The sequence below is a fragment of the Pseudomonas sp. DE0010 genome, from assembly GCF_007680745.1.
Taxonomy (GTDB): domain Bacteria; phylum Pseudomonadota; class Gammaproteobacteria; order Pseudomonadales; family Pseudomonadaceae; genus Aquipseudomonas; species Aquipseudomonas parafulva_B.
On the sequence record NZ_VEJQ01000001.1, the window covers coordinates 1 to 22,869 of the forward strand.

Genomic DNA, 22,869 nt, shown 5'->3' on the forward strand with positions numbered 1-22,869 from the left:
TTCTACGCTTTCCTCATTGCCTGTCAAGCGTTTATTTTGAAGTTTATTTCGAGAAACTCGTTCAACTTCAAATACTTGACTCGCTTCGATCTCTCGTAGCGGGAGGCGAATTCTACAGCGTTTCAACACGCTGTCAACCTTCTTCTCAACCGCTGTCGATCTGTTCGATCGCAGCCCCTACAGCACCACCCGAACTAGCTAACCCATTGAATCTCAAGGAGTTTCGCGTTCCGATGTCGCTGGAAGTGGGGCGCATTATAAGGGGATTCGAAACCGCGTCAACCTTTAATTTCATATAAATCAAAAGCAAAGCGGGGGGCTGCCGCCCCCCGCTTATCTATAGATGCAATGACCCGCTAGATCACCCCGGCCACCCGCAGTCGTTCCACTTCGGAATCCGGCACGCTCAGCAGCGCCTTCAATACGCCCTCCGTGTGCTCACCTAATAGAGGTGGCGCATGCCTGTACTCAACAGGCGTCTGCGACAAGCGAATCGGCGAAGCGACCTGGGGCACTGTCCCCGCCAGCGGGTGCGCCATGGCCACCGCCAGTTCTCGCGCCACTACCTGGGGATCACTAAACACCTGCGCCAGGTCGTTGACGGGCCCGCACGGCACACCTACTGCTTCCAGATCACTCACCCACTGCGCCGTCGTTCTGAACACCGTCACCTGGCGGATCAAAGGCACTAGTTCGCCTCTATTGGCCACACGCGCCTTGTTGGTAGCGAACCGCGGATCATCCGCCCACTGAGCATTTCCAGCCACCTCTGCAAACTTACGAAACTGGCCATCGTTGCCCACGGTGAGAATGAAATCGCCATCGGCCGTGGGAAAGTCCTGATAAGGCACGATATTCGGGTGCGCGTTGCCCAGTCGCCGCGGTGGCGCGCCCGTTGTCAGGTAATTCATCGCCTGATTGGCCAGGCACGCCACCTGGACATCCAGCAGGGCCATGTCGATGTGCTGACCTTCACCACGCTGCTCCCGATGAGACAGTGCCGCCAGAATCGCCACCGTCGAATACAGCCCGGTAAGAATGTCCGTCAGCGCCACCCCAACCTTCACAGGCCCCGCACCCACCTCACCCTCCGGCAGCCCTGTCAGGCTCATGAGCCCACCAAGTCCCTGAATCATGAAGTCATAGCCCGCACGCTGCGCGTAGGGACCTGTCTGCCCGAACCCGGTGATCGAACAGTAGATGAGCTTCGGATTGACAGCCTTCAGGCTGGGATAATCCAACCCATAGCCCGCCAAGCCGCCTACCTTGAAGTTTTCAATGACGATATCGCTCTTGGCAGCCAGCTCGCGAATCAGTCGCTGGCCATCGGCCTGGGTAAAGTCGATCGTGATCGAACGCTTGTTGCGGTTGGCCGCCAGATAATAGGCCGCCTCGCCGGTACTGCCGCCCTCGCTGTCCTTGAGATAAGGCGGCCCCCACGCCCGCGTGTCATCCCCCTTACCTGGGCGCTCGACCTTGATTACATCGGCACCCAGGTCCGCAAGGATCTGACCAGCCCATGGCCCCGCCAGTACCCGTGACAGATCCAGCACGCGTAGATGCGAAAGCGCTCCCATGACCGCCTCCTTATCAATAGAAAGCCTGGATACCCGTCTGCGCACGCCCCAGTATCAGAGCATGCACGTCATGGGTGCCTTCGTAGGTATTCACTACCTCAAGGTTCACCAGATGACGCGCCACGCCGAACTCGTCCGAGATGCCATTACCGCCCAACATGTCACGCGCCAAGCGGGCGATGTCCAGCGCCTTGCCACATGAGTTGCGCTTCATGATCGACGTGATCTCGACAGCAGCCGTGCCCTCATCCTTCATGCGCCCCAAGCGCAAGCAGCCTTGCAGCGCCAAGGTGATCTCGGTCTGCATGTCGGCCAGCTTCTTCTGAATCAGCTGGTTGGCCGCCAGCGGCCGGCCAAACTGCTGCCGGTCCAGGGTGTACTGCCGCGCTGTGTGCCAGCAGGCCTCGGCAGCGCCTAGCGCTCCCCAGGAAATCCCGTAGCGCGCAGAGTTCAGGCAAGTAAAAGGCCCCTTGAGCCCGCGCACCTCAGGGAACATGTTCTCCTCGGGCACAAACACGTTGTCCATCACAATCTCACCCGTCACGGAGGCGCGCAGCCCGACCTTGCCATGAATGGCCGGTGCACTCAGGCCCTCCCAGCCCTTTTCCAAAACGAAACCGCGGATGTCACCTGCATCATCCTTGCCCCATACCACGAACACATCAGCGATAGGACTGTTGGTGATCCACATCTTGCTACCGGTCAAGCGATAGCCGCCCTCGACTTTCCGGGCACGCGTGACCATCGACCCCGGGTCCGACCCATGGTTGGGCTCAGTAAGGCCAAAGCAACCGATCCACTCGCCACTAGCCAGCTTGGGCAAGTACTTCTGCTTCTGTGCTTCGGAGCCGAATTCATTGATCGGCACCATCACCAGCGACGACTGCACGCTCATCATCGAGCGATACCCCGAGTCGATGCGCTCTACCTCGCGTGCAATGAGCCCGTAACACACGTAGTTCAGACCGCTCCCACCGTACTGCTCCGGAATCGTGGCGCCCAGCAGCCCCACTTCACCCATCTCACGAAAGATCGCTGCATCTGTCTTCTCGTGACGAAACGCTTCAAGCACACGCGGAGCCAGCTTGTCCTGGGCGAACTGATAGGCACTGTCTCGAACCATGCGCTCCTCTTCAGTGAGCTGTTGATCCAGCAAGAGGGGGTCGATCCAGCTAAAGCTTGCTTTGGCGGCCATGAGTGCATTTCTCCCAGAACGGTGGATGACGTATGCCGTGATCCTAGGCCGGGCAAGCGGCGAGGACAAACGACGTTTGTGCACCCAGGAGTGCTATTTTCTCACTCATAAATAAGTGAAAGCCCAAAAATCGATCATCCACGAGTGAGGGATAGGCATGCGTCGGAAGATACCCAGCACTACCGCCCTGGTTTGCTTCGAGGCTGCCGCACGCCACGAAAGCTTCACCAAGGCTGCTCAGGAACTGTCGCTGACCCAGGGTGCTGTGTGCAGGCAGATCGGCAGCCTTGAGAGCTTTTTGAACGTCGAGTTATTCCGCCGCTCACACCGGGGCGTGAAGCTGACCGAGGCAGGGCTGTCCTACAGCCGGCAAGTGGCGGCGCAACTCGATGCGGTAGAACGCGATACGCTGTCGGTGATGCGTCAGCAGGGCGCCAGCGTGATCGAGCTTGCAGTGGTGCCCACCTTCGGCACTCAATGGTTGCTGCCGCGCTTGATGGATTTCCAGCAGCGCCAACCCGATGTCACGGTCAACCTGACCAATCGCACAAGGCCTTTCCTATTTGCCGATACCAGCTTCGATGCCGCCATCTACTTTGGTGACGGTGATTGGTCAGGCACTCAGTCGCACAGGCTGATGGGTGAAAATCCTGTCCCTGTCTGCAGCCCCGCATTGCTCGGTGGCAGGCAAACCCTCCAGGCTCACGACATTGCACAACTCCCCCTGCTGCAGCAAAGCACCCGGCCCTATGCATGGCGCCAGTGGTTCAGTAGCGTCGGCATTTCTGTAGCCACCGACATGACCGGCCCCCGCCTTGAGCTTTTTTCAATGCTCGCACAAGCGGCCATGCACGCAATGGGGGTCGCGCTCATTCCACCCTTTCTGATTCAACGCGAGCTCGGCGAGGGTAGGTTGGTGGTCGCTAACAGGCATGTTCTACGTAGCGACAGGGCCTACTATCTGATGATTCCGGAGCGCAGGATCGAATCGACCACGCTGGATGCATTCCGTGAGTGGCTGGTAGCGCAGGCGGCGAACTACGCGGACGCCAAAGAAAGCTGACCCCGTAGTCAATTATAATTGACACCTACAGATATAATGATCTGTCGCATTTAAATAACTATATTGCAATGCTCCTGACGGTGATAAAGTGCTTCCGCGTTCTTCAATCAGGCATCTTTTTGCGACATTCGCCTGCTTAAATACGAAAAATTCAGATTTTCCGCTGAAAATCGTCCTAGTCTGCCGAGTAAACGTGCTTGAGTGCTTGCTACAGATTAGCTGCGACATCTGGTCACATGGTGACTTGTAGCTATTAGTTGGTTTCGCTCCAGATTCTATTGAAGCCCGTTCGGTTCGTCTGCAAAATGCTGTGCCCGCCCAGGATCGGGCGGTAAGGCCCTTAGCCGCTCCGGCGCACCCTACGAAGTGCGCTGGCCTCACAAATATAAAAAAGGTCATCGCAGGAGAAATAGTCGTGCACATTGGTGTTCCGCTCGAGACGCAGGCCGGCGAGACAAGGGTCGCCGCGACGCCTGAAACCATCAAGAAAATGATAGGTCAGGGTCATCAGGTTACGGTCCAGCAAGGCGCTGGGGTCAATGCCAGCATTCCGGACAGCGCCTATGAAGCTGTCGGTGCCCGCCTGGGCTCGGCGGCTGAAGCCTATGGCGCGCAGTTGGTGCTCAAGGTAGTCGCGCCAACCGATGATGAACTGGCGCTGATGAGCAGCGGCAGCCTTCTGGTCGGCATGCTCAACCCGTTCAACAACGACGTTATCGCCAAAATGGCCGCGCGCGGCCTCACGGCTTTTGCGCTGGAGGCCGCGCCGCGAACTTCCCGGGCACAAAGCCTGGACGTGCTTTCGTCCCAAGCCAACATCGCCGGCTACAAGGCTGTATTGCTGGCCGCGCATCACTATCCGCGCTTCATGCCGATGCTGATGACAGCCGCCGGCACGGTGAAGGCCGCGCGCGTCTTGATCCTGGGGGCAGGGGTGGCGGGGCTGCAAGCCATTGCGACGGCCAAGCGTCTTGGCGCCGTCATCGAGGCATCGGACGTGCGCCCTGCGGTGAAGGAGCAGATCGAATCGCTCGGTGCCAAGTTCATCGATGTACCGTACGAGACCGATGAGGAGCGCGAATGCGCCCAAGGCGTCGGCGGCTACGCCAGGCCCATGCCGGCAAGCTGGATGCAGCGCCAGGCTCAGGCCGTACACGAGCGCGCTCGGCAAGCAGACATCGTCATTACCACCGCACTGATCCCGGGCCGCAAGGCGCCTACCCTGTTGAGCGCCGACACGGTTGCCCAGATGAAACCAGGTTCGGTGGTCATCGACCTGGCAGCGGCCCAAGGCGGCAACTGTCCATTGACCGTGGCCGACGAGGTCGTGCATGCCCATGGTGTCACCATCGTGGGCCCAACGAACCTGCCAGCCCTGGTCGCAGCGGACGCTTCGGCCCTTTACGCACGCAACCTGCTGGACTTCACGAAACTGCTGTTCGACAAGGACGGCGCCCTGACCATCAACCTCGAAGACGACATTGTCGCGGCCTGCCTGATGTGCCGCGACGGTCAAATCGTCCGCAAGAACGGCTGAGGAGCACGACAAATGGAAGACATGCTGATTTCCCATGGCATTTATAACCTCATCATTTTCGTGCTGGCCATTTATGTGGGTTACCACGTGGTCTGGAACGTTACACCGGCCTTGCACACCCCGTTGATGGCAGTCACCAACGCAATATCGGCCATCGTTATCGTGGGTGCCATGCTCGCCGCTGCGCTGACGGTCACACCTGCCGGAAAGGTGATGGGCACGCTCGCCGTGGCCCTGGCTGCAGTCAACGTATTTGGCGGGTTCCTGGTCACCCGCCGCATGCTTGAAATGTTCAAGAAAAAGGTCAAGAACGAGGGGCAGAAGTCAGCATGAGCATGAATCTGGTAACGCTTCTGTATCTGGTCGCCTCGGTGTGTTTCATCCAGGCGCTCAAGGGCCTGTCCCATCCCACTACATCCCGGCGTGGCAACCTGTTCGGCATGATCGGCATGGGTATCGCGATCCTCACCACGGTCGGCCTCATCTATAAGCTCGGCACTGAGCTGGCCACGGCCGGCATCGGCTATGTGATCGTCGGGTTGCTGGTGGGCGGCACCGCGGGCTCGGTGATGGCCAAACGTGTCGAGATGACCAAGATGCCTGAGCTGGTCGCCTTCATGCACAGCATGATCGGCCTTGCCGCGGTATTCATCGCCATTGCCGCGGTGCTCGAGCCCCAGTCGATGGGCATCGTCGCTGCCATCAGCGATCCGATCCCTACGGGCAACCGCCTGGAGCTGTTCCTGGGGGCAGCCATTGGTGCCATTACTTTCTCTGGCTCGGTGATCGCCTTCGGCAAGCTGTCGGGCAAATACAAGTTCCGTCTGTTCCAGGGTGCGCCGGTGCAGTTTGCCGGTCAGCACAAGCTCAACCTCATTCTCGGCCTGACTACCATTGCGCTGGGGCTGCTGTTCACCTTCACCGGCCACTACAGCGCCTTCACCCTCATGCTGGTTCTGGCGTTCATCATGGGCGTGCTGATCATCATCCCGATCGGCGGGGCGGACATGCCGGTAGTGGTGTCGATGCTCAACAGCTACTCGGGCTGGGCGGCGGCAGGGATCGGCTTCTCGCTGAACAACTCCATGTTGATCATCGCCGGTTCGCTGGTAGGCTCGTCCGGGGCGATTCTGTCCTACATCATGTGCAAGGCAATGAACCGCTCGTTCTTCAATGTCATCCTGGGCGGCTTTGGTGGTGATGCCGAAGCTGGCGCTGCCCAAGGGTCCACGGAGCAGCGCCCGGTGAAGTCCGGTTCGGCCGACGATGCAACCTTCCTGCTCAGCAACGCCGACAGCGTGATTATCGTTCCCGGCTATGGCCTGGCTGTAGCACGCGCCCAGCACGCGCTTAAGGAACTGACCGAGAAGCTCACGCACAACGGTGTCACCGTCAAATACGCCATTCACCCGGTGGCAGGGCGTATGCCCGGGCACATGAACGTGCTGTTGGCAGAAGCCGAAGTGCCCTACGACCAGGTCTTCGAGATGGAAGACATCAATGCCGAGTTCGGCCAGGCCGACGTAGTCCTGGTATTGGGCGCAAACGACGTGGTCAACCCGGCCGCCAAGAATGACCCCAAGTCACCCATTGCCGGCATGCCGATTCTCGAAGCCTTCAAGGCCAAGACCATCATCGTCAACAAGCGCTCCATGGCCAGCGGCTACGCAGGCCTGGACAACGAGCTGTTCTACCTCGACAAGACCATGATGGTATTCGGCGATGCCAAGAAGGTCATCGAAGACATGGTCAAGGCCGTGGAGTGAGGCAGGTTCGGTTCTGACCCTGTGAACGAGAAGCCCTGGTCGGTAACGGCCAGGGCTTTTTCAATTATTGATCCGGATCAACGGCCATGAAGCGGCGAGGGTAATACGACCATGGTCGCGGGACGGCACCGGTCTAAATCACTAGACTGCGCTGCAGTAGCTTAGTAGCCCGAGATAACAATCCATGTACCGTGATCGCATCCGCTTGTCCTCCCTGCATAGCAAGGTAATGAGTGCGGCCGACGCCGCTGGCCTGATCGAGGACGGCATGACCGTCGGCATGAGCGGCTTCACCCGCGCCGGTGAAGCCAAGGCCGTCCCCCACGCGCTGGCCCAACGCGCCAAGCAGTCGCCACTGCAAATCAGCCTGATGACCGGCGCGAGCCTTGGCAACGACCTGGACAAACAGCTGACCGAAGCCGGTGTACTGGCCCGCCGCATGCCATTCCAGGTGGACAGTACGCTGCGCAAGGCCATCAACGATGGCAAGGTCATGTTCATCGACCAGCACCTGTCGGAGACCGTCGAGCAACTGCGCAACCAGCAACTGAAGCTGCCCGACATTGCCGTGATCGAAGCGGTGGCCATCACCGAGCAGGGGCATATTGTGCCGACCACCTCGGTTGGCAACTCGGCAAGCTTTGCGATCTTTGCCAAGAAAGTGATCGTCGAGATCAATTTGTCGCACAACCCGAATCTAGAAGGGCTGCACGACATCTATATACCTACGTACCGTCCTACTCGTACGCCCATCCCATTGGTCAAGCTAGACGACCGCATCGGCAGTACCGCCATTGCAATCGACCCTGCCAAGATCGTGGGCATCGTCATCAGTGACCAGCCCGATTCGCCCTCGACGGTACTGCCACCCGATGACGAAACCCAAGGCATTGCCGACCACCTGATCAGCTTCCTGAAGAAAGAGGTGGAAGCAGGGCGCATGACCAACCGGTTGGGCCCCTTGCAGGCGGGGATCGGCAGCATTGCCAACGCCGTGATGTGCGGGCTCATCGACTCGCCGTTCGAAGACCTGACCATGTACTCCGAGGTGCTGCAGGACTCCACCTTCGACTTGATCGATGCGGGCAAGCTGCGCTTCGCCTCCGGCAGCTCCATCACCCTGTCCAGTCGCCGCAACGCCGACGTGTTCGGTAACCTGGAAAAGTACAAGGACAAGCTGGTGCTGCGCCCGCAGGAAATCTCCAACCACCCCGAAGTGGTTCGGCGCCTTGGCATCATCGGTATCAACACTGCCCTGGAATTCGACCTCTATGGCAACGTCAACTCCACGCATGTCTGCGGCACCCGAATGATGAACGGCATTGGGGGTTCCGGCGACTTCGCCCGTAATGCACACTTGGCCGTATTCGTGACCAAATCGATTGCCAAAGGCGGCGCCATCTCGAGTGTGGTCCCCATGGTCAGCCATGTGGACCATACCGAGCATGACGTGGACATCCTGGTCACCGAGCAAGGTCTGGCCGACTTGCGCGGCCTGGCTCCTCGGGAGCGCGCCAGGGCGATCATCGACAACTGCGTGCACCCTGACTATCGCGCGGCCTTGAACGACTACTTCGAGCGCGCTTGCCTGCGGGGCGGACACACGCCGCACATCTTGCGTGAAGCGCTGGCATGGCATGAAAACCTGGAAGAAACAGGTCGCATGCTTGCCCTGTAACACGCGCTGAAGTATGCACAAACCTCAAAGGGTCGCTTGGCGACCCTTTTTTGCGTGCTCAACAAAACAGATACCAGCAAGACTCTATAAAACTGTACTACTGTACTGGTTTTTAAACTCAAGCCTGTCAACGAACCAAGCAGATTGTATAAATTTGCACCATATTTGTGCGCACCAGTACAGTTAAGCCACTTTCGAGTGCAACAGTAGCGTTACACAGTTAACTGGCTTGCCGTCTTTACCTGCAACTGTATCTACTGTTATGGACAAGAGGGGAGGATCATTGGCATCAGTTAAATCACTATCTAATGCCGCCATAAGCGGAAGGATGATCATCATGGAACGTACCCTCAGTTCCGGTCTGGTTTTTGAAAGCACCGCCAAGCAATCCAACGCTTCGTTCCCCCTGCGCGTAGCTTCCACTCTGCTGCTTTGGCAGCGTCGTATGGCCAGTCGTCGTCAACTGGCTCGCTTGGATGCACGCCTGCTGGCAGACGCCGGTATCAGCGAATCGCAGCGCTACGAAGAGTTGAGCAAGCCTTTCTGGCGCTAAGCGCCTGTGCTAGCCTGACTGGCAGCGTTAATCTCAAAAACCCGTCGCAGGGCCCTGCGACGGGTTTTTTGCTTCTGCTTTAAAGAAAACCCGCGCGACCGGTACAGTTATTTTAATGGATTTATCAGGCATAACAGTTGAGCAGCCCTCTATCATTAACATCTTGATACAGCACAGCGTGATACGCTTCGCTTAACTGTCTGGTAGAACCGACTGTCATACCCTAGGCAAGGGCCGTTGCCCACGTTCCCAGCTGGATTTCCTTACACCAGGAGCTAACGTTCATGACCCGTAATTACCTCATTGGCGCTGCGCTGATGCTTGGCCTGGCTGGTACAGCCAGTGCCAGCAGTTTCGTCGTCACCACCGACACCGTGGTACGAGGGGTCGCTGCCTCTACCAACGCCACCTCCGATGCGTCTTCATCTTTGCGCGACAACAAAATCGTGCAAGCAGCCCGCGACGACGCCGCCAGCTTCGTCGCCAGCCAAGGCAGCATCCGAGGCGCCAAACTCGAAAGCGCGCTGGCTCACATCCGTGCCCAGGCACCTGCCTTGCACGCCAGCGACGCGCAGCTGGCTCAAGCCATCCTGGCTCTCTGAGTCAGCAGGCCGCCCCCAGCTGATCGCTCATGCGTTTTCTGCTATTACCCCTGCTCTGGATCGCAGGCATAGCCACGGCTCACGCGCTGGACACCACTACCCAAGGCCTGGTGATCTCGGGTTACGTCACGACCCAGGTCACCACTGCACCTTTTGATCGCAAGCTCATAAGCGCAGCGCGCGACGATGCGGCAGTGTTCGTCGCCACCGAGGGTCGCGTGCGCGGCGCACGGCTTGAGGCAGCCCTTGAAGCCATTCGCGTGCATAAACCCGCGCGCTCTGCCAGCGACCTGGAACTGGCGCGAGCAATCCTCGTCGAATGACTATCCTTTTCCTCCCAGTATTTTCGGAGATGCTCCATGCGTAAACCGCTGATTGCCGCTACTCTCGGCATGTTTCTGCTGGCCGACCTGGCCCAGGCCCAGACCTTGGTGGCCACCAGCAACATCATCGTGCGCGCCTTTGGCCGTTCGATCGACTTCACGTCAGATACCACGACATCCATTCGCGATTCCAAAGTGGTACGTGAAGCTCACGACGATGCAGCCAGCTTCGTAGCCAGCAACGGCGATATCCGTGGCGCGCAACTGGAAGCGGCGTTCACGACGTTGCGCGAGCGTGTGCCACAGGCACGCGATGCCAGTGACCAGGTATTGGCCGAAGCCATTCTCGCGCTGTGAAGTTACTGCGTGCCGGGTGGTTCGGCTGCCTTCTGACACTGCTTGGCACGCCCGCGCTCGCAGACTTGCACCTTGACCTGCAAACCGCCGACCTGACCCCGCAGCAGGTCAGCGCCAGCCAGGCGCTGCTCGACCAAGCGATGGCCAGCCTGCCACCCTCGTTCAAACAGCGGCTTGATCGCACCGTCAGCGTCAGTTGGAGCGACCAGATGCCGCCTGACGCCTACGGCCAGGCATCACTGGTGTCCAGCTTGATGCTCAATCGCCGCCTGCTACCCAGCCTTGCCGACGGTACCGCGACAACTGAGCTGACGCATCGGCCCCATGGCACTGTGCGCAACGAACTGTTGGCGACCGTGGTGCACGAGCTCACTCATATCTACGACCGCGCCCGGTTATGGCCGGGGCAACAGCATGCCGTGCTCACTCGATGCAACCGCCTGCAAGGCACTGTCGGGAACATCGGCCTGCCCGGAGAGTGCCGCGGCCAGGCGGGGCGACGGTTCACGCTCAGCGATGACCCACGTCTGCTGGACCTCGCCGGCTGGCCCCAGTACGTAGGCCGGCGCGGCGAACGCGAACAGCATAACGGCCAGTTCGTGCGCAGCCCCGACCGCTACGAGCTGAGCAGCCCGAAGGAATACGTCGCGGTCAATATGGAGTACTTCCTTCTCGACCCCAGCTATGGCTGTCGCCGCCCCGCGCTCAATCGGTACCTGACACAACACTTTGGCTGGAGCCCACCCCAGGACGCCTGCGCCAAAGGCCTGCCGTTCATCAATGCCGGTAGCGATTTTGCGCGCCAACCCCTGGGTGAAGTCGACCCCGAGCGGGTGTACGAGGTGGATTACCTGCTGGCCGAGGCCAACCAGAACCTGGTCAGCCGCTGGGGGCACAGCATGCTGCGCCTGGTCATCTGCAAACCCGGCCGGCCGCGAGGCCCGGACTGCCGCCTGGATCTCGATCAAAGTCTGGTGCTCTCGTACCGCGCTTTCGTCAACGACGTCCAGTTGTCCAGTTGGGATGGGCTGGTCGGCGTCTACCCCTCGCGGCTGTTCGTGCTGCCGCTGGGACAGGTGATCGACGAATACACCAAGACCGAACTGCGCAGCCTGGCCTCGGTGCCGCTCAAGCTCAATCGAGAGGAGATCGAGAACCTGGTCCGCCAGGCCGCCGAGATGCACTGGAGCTACGACGGCAACTACTGGTTCCTGTCCAATAACTGCGCGGTGGAATCGCTGAAGCTGCTGCGCAGCGGTACCGCCAACCCAAAACTCAACGACCTCGACAGCATCATGCCCAATGGCCTGCTGGCCGTGCTCGACGGGCGTGGGCTGGCTGACACCAGCGTGCTGGAGGATCCGCGAGAGGCACTGCGCCTGGGCTACCGCTTCGACTCGTACCGCGACCGTTATCAGGCCATGTTCGACGTCCTGAAGAAGCAGCTGCCGGTGAAGCAGACCAAGGTGGAGGATTGGTTGGCCCTGGACGCCGAACAACGCAAGCCTTGGTTCGACCAGGCTGACCTGCGCACCAGTGCAGCCTTGCTGCTTCTGGAACAGGCGGGCCTGCGACGGCAACTGCTATTGGCCCAGGACGAGGTCAAGCAACGCTACCTCAATGCCGCAGCGCTCAAGGATGGCAGCGTCGACAAGGCCGATGCCACCCTCAAGCAGATGCTCGCCAACAGCGGTTTCCTGAGCCGCCCGGCTGAACTGCTCGATACCACCGGCTACGGGCTGCCGCAGCAAGCAGAGCGGGTTCACCTGGAAAAGGTCAGCAGCGAACGCCAGGCGCAGCTGCTGCGCTTGAGTACCAACCTGGACAAGGAGGTGAGGGCGCTACTGGAGCCTTCCCGTGCAAGGCAGATAGCGGCAGTCGAAGCCAACGTGAAGCACATTGGAGAGCATCTTCGCGCATTGCACAAGGCAGCGGGTGGGCTGCAGCTGTAGCGGCACGACAGCCCACTCACGCGCCTTCCCTACCTTTTGTCACCCCTGTTCGAGCGAAAGCTGGCTGAAAGCTTGCGCGCATAGGATAGCCCCATTGCCGGCACAGACCGGTCAGCCAGGGCGAGGTACGTGCCCCGCCCGGCGCATCCAACAACAACAATGGTGATACCGATGCCTTTCCGTGCCCGACTTCTCTCAGTCTTGTTCGACCCACTCCACGCGCAGCGTCCTGCACGCTGACCCGCCCGAACCGTCCTCTTTTTCGTCGCGCCTCGCCTGGAGTATTGCCATGCTGACCTTCCTCGGCTTCGCCATGGTCGTCACGTTCATGTACCTGATCATGACCAAGCGCCTGTCGGCCTTGATCGCGCTGATCCTTGTGCCCATTCTGTTCGCCATCTTCGGCGGTTTCGCCAGCAAGATCGGCCCCATGATGCTCGAGGGCATCAGCAAGCTGGCGCCCACCGGCGTCATGCTGATGTTCGCCATTCTCTACTTTGCCCTGATGATCGACTCCGGCCTTTTCGACCCTGCGGTGCGAAAGATCCTCAAGCTGGTCAAGGGCGACCCGCTCAAGGTGTCGGTAGGTACCGCCGTGCTGGCCCTGGTGGTATCGCTGGACGGTGACGGCGCCACCACCTACATGATCTGCTGTGCGGCCATGCTGCCCATGTACAGCCGCCTGGGCATGAGCCCGCGCATCATGGCGGGGCTCATCATTCTTGCCGGCGGGGTCATGAACATGACGCCATGGGGCGGGCCCACAGCGCGGGCGGCCAGCGCCTTGCACGTGGACCCTTCCGATATCTTCGTGCCCATGATTCCAGCGATGCTGTTCGGCGTAGTGGCAATTCTGGCCATTGCCTACCTGTACGGCAAACGCGAACGTGCCCGCCTGGGCGAGCTGCACCTGCCAACCGACGATGTCGATCACAGCGACATCAGCGTCTCGCAATATCCAGAGGCACGCCGGCCTAAGCTGCTGTATTTCAATGGCGCACTGACCGCTGCATTGATGGCAGCCCTCATCGCCGGCCTGCTGCCGTTGCCAGTGCTGTTCATGATCGCCTTCAGCATCGCCATGATCGTCAACTACCCATGCCTGCAACAACAGAAAGACCGTATTGCAGCCCACGCCGGCAGCGTGCTGGCGGTCACCGGTCTGATCTTCGCCGCAGGCATCTTCACCGGCATCCTGTCAGGCACCGGCATGGTCGATGCCATGTCCAAAAGCCTGCTGGCCGTCATTCCCGAAGCCCTGGGCCCGTACCTGGCGGTGATCACGGCGATCGTGAGCATGCCGTTCACCTTCTTCATGTCCAACGACGCCTTCTACTACGGTGTCCTGCCGGTGCTGGCCGAAGCGGCAAGCCACTATGGCATCAGCCCGGTCGAAATGGCCCGTGCATCCATCGTCGGGCAGCCGGTACACCTGCTGAGCCCGCTGGTACCCTCGACTTACCTGCTGGTCGCCCTGGCCGGCATCGAATTCGGGGATCACCAACGCTTCACGCTCAAGTGGGCAGTGCTGGTGTGCCTGTGCATAATGTTCGCCGCGCTGATCATGGGCATTTTCCCGCTGTTCAGCAGTCTCTGATAACAGACCTCTCTCCACCGCAATGCGCCTCGATGCAGGCGCATTGCCTATACCGCTCAAAGGAAAACACATGGAATGGCTGACCAGCCCGGAAATCTGGGTTGCCTTTTTCACCCTGACCGCGCTTGAAATCGTTCTGGGCATCGACAACATCATCATGATCTCGATCCTGGTCAGCCGCATGCCCAAGCACATGCAGCCGCGCACCCGGATCTTCGGCCTGGCCCTGGCCATGGTGACCCGCATCATGCTGCTGCTGTCCATCACCTGGGTAATGCGCCTGACCGACGATCTGTTCGTGGTCCTGGGGCAGGGCATATCCGGACGTGACCTGATCCTGTTCTTCGGCGGCCTGTTCCTGCTCTGGAAAAGCTCGCAGGAGATCTACCATGGCCTGGAAGGCGAAGAAGAAAACGCCGATGAACCCAAGGGCTCTGGCGGCAAGTTCCTCTACACCATCATCCAGATCGCGATCATCGACATTGTTTTCTCGCTCGACTCGGTGATTACCGCTGTTGGGATGGTGTCGCACGTGCCGGTGATGATCGCCGCAATCATCGTCGCCGTGCTGGTCATGATGGCGTGCGCCGGCACCATTGCCGACTTCATCGACAAGCACCCTTCGTTGAAGATGCTCGCGTTGTCGTTCCTGATCGTGGTAGGTACCGTGCTGATCGCCGAAGCATTCGATGTGCATGTCCCTAAAGGCTACGTTTACTTCGCCATGGCCTTCTCCCTGGCGGTTGAAGCCATCAATATCCGCATGCGTACATCGTTGGCACGCAAAGCCGGCAAGGAACACGAGGCCGTGAAACTGCGCAAGGATGTGCCGGGTCAATAACCCTGCGCGTCTCGAGAGAAAGGGCCCTGCGGGGCCCTTTTCGCATCCCGCCAGCCCTGGCCGCGGATGTTTCAAAATCATGACAACCATGCGAAGCTGGCGGCAGTGGCATATTAGAACTAAAGCTTGAACAGGCCTGTGCAAACAGCACTGCGCCCACGTCTTTTCGACTGGCCAGCTTGGCCGGTGCAATCAGGGGGCTCTCGTCATGCTGACCCTACTCAATCTGCTTTCGGCAGTCACATTGCTGGTATGGGGCACGCACATCGTGCGAACCGGCATTTTGCGGGTATTCGGTTCGGACCTGCGACGCATCATCGGCCAGAACATGGACAAACGTCCGCTGGCCTTCATCGCGGGCATTCTCGTCACTGCAATGGTGCAGAGCAGCAACGCAACCGCAATGCTGGTTACCTCATTCGTGGGCCAGGGCCTTATGGCCATGACCCCGGCGCTGGCCATCATGTTAGGGGCTGACGTGGGCACCGCGCTCATGGCCCGTGTACTGACCTTCGACTTGTCCTGGCTTTCGCCCCTGCTGATTTTCCTGGGGGTGATCTTCTTCCTTTCACGCAAGCAGACCCGTGCTGGCCAACTTGGCCGCGTCGGCATCGGCCTGGGCCTGATCATCCTGGCGCTGGAACTGATCGTCCAGGCAGCTGCCCCCATCACCCATGCCCAGGGCGTAAAGGTGCTTTTCGCCTCCCTGACCGGCGACATTCTGCTCGATGCCCTGGTCGGTGCATTGTTCGCCATGGTGTCGTATTCGAGCCTGGCCGCCGTCCTGCTCACCGCCACACTGGCAGGGGCCGAGGTGATCAGCCTGCCCGTGGCCATAGGCCTGGTGGTCGGCGCCAACATTGGTAGCGGCCTGCTGGCGTTCATCAGCACCAGCATGCAGAACGCCGCTGGCCGCCGCGTGGCGCTGGGCAGCCTGCTGTACAAGCTGATCGGCCTGCTGTTGATCATCCCCGTGCTCCACCCGCTGGTGGACTGGATGGACACACTGAGTTTCAGCCCGCAGGAGCTGGTCATCGGCTTCCACTTGCTCTACAACACTGCCCGTTGCCTGATCATGCTACCTACGGTCAAGCCCATGGGACGGCTGTGCAACAGCCTGTTGCCAGAGCGCGAGCGCGACAACGGGCAGATACGCCCGCGCCATCTCGACGCCTCGGCCTTGGAAACGCCCAGTCTGGCGCTGGCCAATGCTGCCCGGGAGACGTTGCGCCTGGGGGACATCGTCGACAACTTGCTCGAAGCCATGCTTGGCGCACTGCGCGGCACCCAGGCTGCATTGCCTCAGCAGGTGCGTGCACTGGGGGAGGATGCCGATGCCCTGTACAGCGCCATCAAGTTATACCTGGCGCAGATGACCCGCGAGGACCTCAGCGAACACGACAACCGTCGCTGGGCCGAGATCATCGAGCTGGCGATCAACCTCAAGCTGGCCTGCGACCTGATCGAACGCATGTTGCGCAAAGTCCAGCAGCAGAAGACCAGCCAACGACGCGCCTTTTCCCAAATGGGGCTGGAAGAACTGACCGGGTTGCAAGAGCAATTGCTGGCCAATCTGCGCCTTGGCCTCTCGGTATTCCTCAGCGCCGACCCGGAAAGCGCGCGTTTGCTGCTGCGCGAGAAGCGTCGTTTTCGCGCCCAGGAGCGGCGCCTGGCCCATGCCCATGTCAGCCGCCTGCAGCGCAAAGTGGTACAGAGCATCGAGACCAGCTCCATCCACCTGGAGCTCATCGCCGACATGAAGCGGTTGAACTCTTTGTTCTGCAGCAGTGCCTATGTGGTACTGGGCGGCTCGGACACGGGCGGGCTGATGCTCGACAGCGTGCCGGACGAAGCCCCGCCGCCGTGATGTCGCCGACCTGAGGACCCCCGCTCGCCCATGCGTTGCCTGATGTTCATCTGCCTGCTGATGTTTAGCCTCTGCTCCTTTGCCCTGGACCGCGCTCGCGTGGAGGGCTACCTGCTGCCCAACGGCCTGCAGGTCATCCTCAAGGACGGCTACGAACGCGACCATGTGTCCATTCGCCTGGTCGTGGGCGTGGGCCTGGACGACTTCGGCTGTGATCAGAAAGAACTGCCGCACCTGTTGGAGCACTTGCTGTTCAGTGGGGTGGACGACACGGGCGAAGGAGGCCTCGAAGAGCGCCTGCAGGCACTGGGTGGCGAATGGAATGCGTTCACGGGCAATGCCGACACCACGTTCGTGATCGAAGCGCCCGCACGCAATCAGCGCAAGGTACTCGACCTGTTGCTGTCGATCATTCGCGACACCCAGATCGACGCCAAGGCCCTGGCGACTGCCAAGCGCATCATTGAGCGTGAGGACGGTGGCCACTACGGGCATCTACAGCGCTGGCTGGACCGGCAAGACATCGGTCACCCCGCCGGGCAGCAATTGGCAACGGAATTGGGCTTGAAATGCCCCGAGCGTTCCAATCTCGACGACATGACCCTCGAACAGGTCCAGGGCCTGCGCGAGCGTTGGTACGCGGCCAACAACATGACACTGATCATGGTGGGTGGGCTGGACCGCCTGTTGCCCGCCTACCTGGAAAGAACCCTCGGCGAACTCCCGGCCACCGAGCCGGAAGACCGCCGCGACCTGGAATCGATCAGCCAAGAGGCCAAGCAACGGCGCGACCTGATGCACGGCTGGCTGGGCGACACGGCCAAACTCCACTGGCTGTTCATCGAGCCGGTGCTGGACAACGACCACCAGGCCACCCTGGATCTGCTCTCCCGTTATCTGGACTGGGCAGTATATGACCAGCTGCGCCTGCGCAATGGCCTGTCCTATGGCCCCTCGGTCCAGCGCGAGAGCTTCGGTGATACCGGCCTGCTCAGCCTCAACGCCGACCTTGAGCGCGATGATATAGGAAGGGCGATCGAGGTCATGCGGCGCTTGTTCGATCACTTGCGCGAGCAGGGCCTGGACCCGGACACCTTTGCCCGCATCAAGCAAGCGAGCATCGCCAAGGAAAGTTGGGCAACCCAGGGCAACAGTGCCCTTGCCGATTACTACTGGGGCGCACTGAACGACTACACCGACGGCCGCTTCGCCAGCCCTGTGCGTCAGTTGCAGCGCGTGACCCTGGAGCAAGCCAACCAGGCGCTCGAGCAGTTGCTCGCCCATGAAGGCTACATTCGTATCGAAAAACCGCTGCTCGGGTACGACGAGCTCTATGGCCTGTCGTTCCTGCTGGCAGGGTTGCTGCTCGCCGCATGCCTTCTGCGCTGGCGTCGACAGGCCCCTGACAAGCCAAGCGGTGCTACTCGGCACATGTGAAACGGCGGTATCCTTTCAATGCCCGCGTCGTGCATGCAAGGGCCGCCTCCTAGCCACTCCAAGCATTGCAGCCCCATGCCCCCAATACCTAAGATCGCCCAGCGCATCATCGAACTGCTCAAACGCTACCCGGGCGTCATTGCCTTGGGCGGTTTTCTATCAGGTGTAGGCAGTTTCATCCTGGTCGACCGGCAGGCGGGCCTCGCCAGCTGGATCGCCGTCCTGCTGCTGGTCAGCTGGGTCTGGCTGATGCTCGAAAGCACGCTCACCCGCCTGTTCACGCGTACCTTCAAGCGTGAAATACCCCAGCCGCTGTTGCGCTATGCCACGCAGATGATCCATCAGGAATCCCTGTTCTTCGTACTGCCGTTTTTCTTCATCACCACCACCTGGAACAGCGGCCAGTCGATCTTTACAGGCTTGCTGGGCGCCGCCGGACTGGTCTCGATCATCGACCCGTTGTACTACCGCTGGCTCGCGCCGCGGCGCTGGCTGTTCATGGCGCTTCACACCCTGACCCTGTTCGCCGCCTTGTTGACCGCCCTGCCGATCATCCTTCACCTCACCACTGCGCAAAGCTTCAAGCTGGCCCTGATCATCGCCATGGCCTTGTCCTTCCCGAGCCTGGTCAGCAGTTTCCCGGTCAGCAACTGGCGACGCGGTGTCGCCTTGGTGGTGATCACGCTGGCCGTCGGTGGCGGGGGTTGGTTGTTGCGCTCCTGGGTGCCGCCGGCCACCTTGTGGATGACCGAAGTCGCCGTGAGCACCGAGGTCATCAACCGTGAGCCGGGAGATTCACTGGATAAAATCGCTGCCAGCCGTATTCGCAGCAGCGGCCTGTACGCCTACACCGCCATCAATGCGCCGCGCGGCCTGAATGAGCGGATCTACCACGTGTGGCAGAAAGACGGGCAGGAAGTGGACCGTATCGCCCTGGATATTCACGGTGGGCGCAAGGAAGGCTACCGAGCCTGGACCCACAAGCAGAACTTCCCGCCCAACCCGGTAGGGCGCTGGCAGGTGAGGGTACTGACTGAGGATGGCCAGGTGATCGGTGTACTGCGCTTCAAGGTAGTCGAGGATGCCGCCGCTTCATGAGCGGCGCATCGTGTAGCGCCAGAAACGCCGGTCAGCCGAAGAACCAGTAGCAAACGCAGATCGCTGCCACCACACCGGAAAACTCGGCCAACAGTGCACACCCCACGGCATGGCGCACCCGTTGAATGCCCACGGCGCCGAAGTACACGGCCAGGACGTAGAACGTGGTTTCGGTACTGCCCTGGATGGTCGCTGCGACCAAGGCAGGGAAGCTGTCCACACCCTGGGCCTGCATGGTCTCGATCAGCATTGCCCGTGCAGCACTGCCGGAAAACGGCTTGACCAGGGCAGTTGGCAGCCCTTCGACAAAGCGCGTATCCAGGCCCATCCAGTTCACCGCATGGCGGATACCGTCCAACGCCACCTCAAGCGCCCCGGATGCGCGCAGTACACCGACCGCTACCAGCATCGCCACCAGGTAGGGCAGCAGGCTTTTGGCAACGTCGAAGCCTTCCTTCGCCCCTTCGACGAATGCTTCGTAGACCTGGACCCGCTTGAGCGCGCCGATGATCAAGAAGACGATGATCACCCCGAACAGCGTGAGGTTGCCCAGGATCGAGGACAAGCTGGCCAGCGCGGCTGCCGACAGTGTGCCGAGAAAGGCCATGAAGCCCCCCAGCAGCAACGCGCCGGGTACCAGGTACGCCAGCACCACAGGGTCCCATAGCCGCAAACGCTGCATCACCGCGACCGACAGCAGCCCGACCAGCGTCGACACACTGGTGGCCAGCAGGATAGGCAGGAACACCATGGTTGGGTCGGGCGCGCCTTGCTGGGCCCGGTACATGAAGACCGTCACAGGGAGCAGGGTCAAGGAAGACGCATTGAGTACCAGGAACAGGATCTGCGCGTTGCTGGCCGTGGTGCTGCTGGGGTTGAGCGTCTGCAGGGCACGCATGGCCTTCAGGCCGATAGGGGTAGCAGCATTGTCCAGGCCCAGGCCATTGGCCGCAAAGTTCATGGTGATCAGCCCTAGCGCAGGGTGCCCAGGCGGCACTTCGGGCATCAGCCGTGCGAACAAGGGGCCCAGTACCTTGGCCAGCCACTCGACGATACCTGCCTGCTCGGCGATCTTCAGAAAGCCCAGCCATAGGGTCAGGGTGCCGAACAGCAATACCATGACCTCGACCGACAGCTTCGCCATGGCGAAGATGCTTTCGACCATGGCCGCGAAGATGCCGGCGTTGCCACCCACCAGCCATTGAGCCATGGCAGATATGGCCGCTACCAGGAAAAAGCCGAGCCACAAGCCGTTGAGCATCCACGTACCTCCCCGAAAATGCCCGAATCATAACGTATCGAACACCGCCCTGGCTGCGGTTCGCCGTGAGTGTGGATGCCGCAGACGACAAAAAGCCCCGACGGGTCGGGGCTTTGGGTCCAACAGGTTTGGCCTCAGCGTTTGGCTGCTTCACCCACCATGGCAGTTTCAGGCTTCTCGGCGATCAGCGAAGCGTAGTACAGCTCGCCCTTGGCCGCGTCGTACATGCCTTCCCAGCGGGAGATGACCAGCGCCGCCAGGGCATTGCCGATCACGTTGAGTGCCGTGCGCGCCATGTCCATGATGCGGTCGACACCGGCAATGAACGCCAGGCCTTCCAGTGGGATACCCACGCTACCCAGGGTGGCCAGCAGCACCACGAACGAAACGCCTGGTACCCCGGCGATGCCTTTGGAGGTCACCATCAAGGTCAGCACCAGCAGCAACTGCTGGCTCCACGACAGGTCGATACCGTAGAGCTGGGCGATGAAGATGGCCGCGATGCTCTGGTACAGGGTGGAGCCGTCGAGGTTGAACGAGTAGCCGGTGGGTACCACGAACGAGCAGATCGATTTGGGCGCGCCGTACTTCTCCATCTTTTCGATAACCCGTGGCAGGACGGTTTCCGAGCTTGAGGTGGAGTAGGCCAGGATCAGCTCATCTTTCATGATGCGCATGATCTTGATCACCGAGAAACCGAACAGGCGCGCTACCAGCCCCAACACCATGAAGGCGAAGAAGGCGATAGCGAAATACACCAGCAGCACCAGCTTGGCCAGTGGCAGCAACGAGCTGAAACCAAAGTTGGCAACGGTCACCGCGATCAGCGCGAACACACCGATCGGCGCGTACTTCATGATCATGTGAGTGACTTTGAACATAGTCTCCGATACGGCCTGGAAGGTGCGTACCAGAGGGTCGCGCAGCTCGGCTTGCAGGCTCGATAGGCCAAGGCCGAACATGACCGAGAAGAAGATGATCGGCAACATTTCACCGCGCATCAGCGCCGCGAAGATATTCGACGGGATCAGATTGAGCAGGGTCTCGATGAAGGCATGCTCATGCTGCACCTCGGCGGCGGTCGCCTGGTACTTGGAGATGTCCACAGTACCGAGGGTGCTCATGTCGATACCCGCGCCCGGATGGAACAGGTTGGCAAGCACCAGGCCCACGACAATGGCGATGGTCGTGACGACCTCGAAGTAAAGAATAGTCTTCAGGCCAATACTGCCAAGCTTCTTGGCATCGCCAACCCCAGCGATACCCACGATCAGCGACGAGATCACGATCGGGACCACGATCATCTTGATCAGGCGAATGAAGATATCACCAGCAGGCTGAAGGACGTTGCTGATCCACCAGGCCTTTTCTGCACTGAAGTGGTTCAGGAGCGCGCCGATTGCAACGCCCAGTACCAGACCTATGACGATCTGCCAGGCGAGGCTCAGTTTTGCCTTCTTCATGTCTTTACCCTTTGTTGTAGTGGTCATGTCGACTAACGGCTACCGGACAGCAGATGGACACAAGCCCGGAGTGAATTCGCCGATTAGCGACGTGTTGTAAGGACAGCGCAGACGAGCGCAGGGCTCGGTCGGCGAAAAAGGCCGCAACTATTGCGATGGGAAGAAGGGAAATCTAATGCCGGAAACGCATAGCCCATACCGATTGAGCATGGGAAACTACGGGCATCTGCAAGGGTATAGGGGTCCTGCGAGGCGCTGTTCGGAATCCCGAACAAGACATAAACGCCATATGGCGGCTGAAATAGTCGCAAAGAAACGTAGGAAACATTGGTTTGTTCGACAATCCGAATGCTTCAAACGCAGCTGATATAGATAGCACAGCTCACGAAAAAAAAGACGCGCGGTTGAGACAAAATGTGTCCCCAGATGGATTTCGTGCATCGCGCACTGCCATCTGGATGGCTCCTCGGAAGCCAGCTCCACCCTGAAGATCGTTCAGGGCTCTACTGACCTGGAACTTCCGATTCTGCCTTGCCTGACCCGGCCCAACAGGTGGAGGCACTCCCTGTACCCCTAGGCCACTCCAATCCTGTAGCGATCAGAACAGCCCGGCCCCTTGGTCATGAGCTGCTCCTCCTCGGAGCGGCGCATCATAGAAGGCTGCAAGCCTACGGCCGTTCAGCTTCTATTTCATGACAGTGC

At 60.1% G+C, this 22,869-nt stretch carries 20 protein-coding genes; 15 read left to right on the top strand and 5 right to left on the bottom strand.

The window, feature by feature from the left end; all coding sequences use genetic code 11:
• Positions 1–356 precede the first annotated feature (356 nt).
• Positions 357–1,577 (bottom strand): CaiB/BaiF CoA-transferase family protein, encoded by a 1,221-nt coding sequence (locus tag FS767_RS00005; RefSeq protein ID WP_144963709.1) that lies wholly within the window; start codon positions 1,575–1,577, stop codon positions 357–359.
• A gap of 13 nt (positions 1,578–1,590) precedes the next feature.
• Positions 1,591–2,772: an acyl-CoA dehydrogenase gene (locus tag FS767_RS00010; protein WP_144963710.1), complete on the bottom strand. Its 1,182-nt coding sequence runs from the start codon at positions 2,770–2,772 to the stop codon at positions 1,591–1,593.
• A 157-nt stretch (positions 2,773–2,929) separates the two neighbouring features.
• Between FS767_RS00010 and FS767_RS00015 the strand changes: the two genes are divergently transcribed.
• The 5 genes from FS767_RS00015 to FS767_RS00035 all read left to right on the top strand — a co-directional run bounded on the left by FS767_RS00015 (position 2,930) and on the right by FS767_RS00035 (position 8,816).
• Positions 2,930–3,835, top strand: a complete 906-nt coding sequence (locus tag FS767_RS00015; protein ID WP_144963712.1) for a LysR family transcriptional regulator — start codon at positions 2,930–2,932, stop codon at positions 3,833–3,835.
• 415 nt (positions 3,836–4,250) lie between these two features.
• Positions 4,251–5,372 (top strand): Re/Si-specific NAD(P)(+) transhydrogenase subunit alpha, encoded by a 1,122-nt coding sequence (locus FS767_RS00020; RefSeq protein WP_144963714.1) that lies wholly within the window; start codon positions 4,251–4,253, stop codon positions 5,370–5,372.
• A gap of 12 nt (positions 5,373–5,384) precedes the next feature.
• Positions 5,385–5,705, top strand: coding sequence for an NAD(P) transhydrogenase subunit alpha (locus tag FS767_RS00025; RefSeq protein WP_023532697.1), 321 nt, complete (start codon positions 5,385–5,387; stop codon positions 5,703–5,705).
• Positions 5,702–7,138, top strand: a complete 1,437-nt coding sequence (locus FS767_RS00030; protein WP_144963716.1) for an NAD(P)(+) transhydrogenase (Re/Si-specific) subunit beta — start codon at positions 5,702–5,704, stop codon at positions 7,136–7,138. Before FS767_RS00025 ends, FS767_RS00030 begins: the two co-directional genes overlap by 4 nt.
• 184 nt (positions 7,139–7,322) lie before the next feature.
• Positions 7,323–8,816: an acetyl-CoA hydrolase/transferase family protein gene (locus FS767_RS00035; protein ID WP_144963718.1), complete on the top strand. Its 1,494-nt coding sequence runs from the start codon at positions 7,323–7,325 to the stop codon at positions 8,814–8,816.
• A 183-nt stretch (positions 8,817–8,999) separates the two neighbouring features.
• Here FS767_RS00035 and FS767_RS22770 read toward each other — a convergent pair whose 3' ends face one another.
• Complete coding sequence (locus FS767_RS22770) at positions 9,000–9,155, bottom strand: hypothetical protein (protein WP_167340202.1); 156 nt, start codon at positions 9,153–9,155, stop codon at positions 9,000–9,002.
• Between FS767_RS22770 and FS767_RS00040 the strand changes: the two genes are divergently transcribed.
• From FS767_RS00040 to FS767_RS00085, 10 genes are all read left to right on the top strand, one after another.
• Positions 9,154–9,369: a DUF1127 domain-containing protein gene (locus FS767_RS00040; protein WP_027913215.1), complete on the top strand. Its 216-nt coding sequence runs from the start codon at positions 9,154–9,156 to the stop codon at positions 9,367–9,369. The two genes, FS767_RS22770 and FS767_RS00040, sit on opposite strands and share 2 nt — an antisense overlap.
• A gap of 284 nt (positions 9,370–9,653) precedes the next feature.
• A complete protein-coding gene (locus FS767_RS00045) occupies positions 9,654–9,971 on the top strand; it encodes a DUF2388 domain-containing protein (RefSeq protein WP_144963720.1) in 318 nt (105 codons plus the stop codon).
• A 29-nt stretch (positions 9,972–10,000) separates the two neighbouring features.
• Positions 10,001–10,294 (top strand): DUF2388 domain-containing protein, encoded by a 294-nt coding sequence (locus tag FS767_RS00050; RefSeq protein ID WP_058603704.1) that lies wholly within the window; start codon positions 10,001–10,003, stop codon positions 10,292–10,294.
• A 36-nt stretch (positions 10,295–10,330) separates the two neighbouring features.
• Positions 10,331–10,651 (top strand): DUF2388 domain-containing protein, encoded by a 321-nt coding sequence (locus tag FS767_RS00055; protein WP_058603703.1) that lies wholly within the window; start codon positions 10,331–10,333, stop codon positions 10,649–10,651.
• 5 nt (positions 10,652–10,656) lie between these two features.
• Positions 10,657–12,603, top strand: a complete 1,947-nt coding sequence (locus FS767_RS00060) for a DUF4105 domain-containing protein (protein WP_371921569.1) — start codon at positions 10,657–10,659, stop codon at positions 12,601–12,603.
• A gap of 289 nt (positions 12,604–12,892) precedes the next feature.
• Entirely contained in the window at positions 12,893–14,200 is a 1,308-nt protein-coding gene (locus FS767_RS00065) for a CitMHS family transporter (RefSeq protein ID WP_058603701.1), read from the top strand.
• A 70-nt stretch (positions 14,201–14,270) separates the two neighbouring features.
• A complete protein-coding gene (locus tag FS767_RS00070) occupies positions 14,271–15,041 on the top strand; it encodes a TerC family protein (RefSeq protein WP_027913220.1) in 771 nt (256 codons plus the stop codon).
• A gap of 208 nt (positions 15,042–15,249) precedes the next feature.
• Entirely contained in the window at positions 15,250–16,908 is a 1,659-nt protein-coding gene (locus tag FS767_RS00075) for a Na/Pi cotransporter family protein (protein ID WP_144963723.1), read from the top strand.
• Between the two features lie 30 nt (positions 16,909–16,938).
• Complete coding sequence (locus tag FS767_RS00080; protein WP_144963725.1) at positions 16,939–18,345, top strand: pitrilysin family protein; 1,407 nt, start codon at positions 16,939–16,941, stop codon at positions 18,343–18,345.
• Between the two features lie 75 nt (positions 18,346–18,420).
• Complete coding sequence (locus FS767_RS00085) at positions 18,421–19,443, top strand: DUF5924 family protein (protein ID WP_058638702.1); 1,023 nt, start codon at positions 18,421–18,423, stop codon at positions 19,441–19,443.
• 31 nt (positions 19,444–19,474) lie between these two features.
• On the opposite strand, the gene FS767_RS00090 is transcribed toward FS767_RS00085, so the two are convergent.
• Together FS767_RS00090 and gltP are read right to left on the bottom strand one after the other, a co-directional pair.
• On the bottom strand, positions 19,475–20,704 hold the full coding sequence (locus FS767_RS00090) for a nucleoside recognition domain-containing protein (protein WP_023532681.1): 1,230 nt from the start codon (positions 20,702–20,704) through the stop codon (positions 19,475–19,477).
• A 134-nt stretch (positions 20,705–20,838) separates the two neighbouring features.
• Complete coding sequence (gltP, locus tag FS767_RS00095; protein ID WP_058603696.1) at positions 20,839–22,167, bottom strand: glutamate/aspartate:proton symporter GltP; 1,329 nt, start codon at positions 22,165–22,167, stop codon at positions 20,839–20,841.
• Positions 22,168–22,869 lie beyond the last annotated feature (702 nt).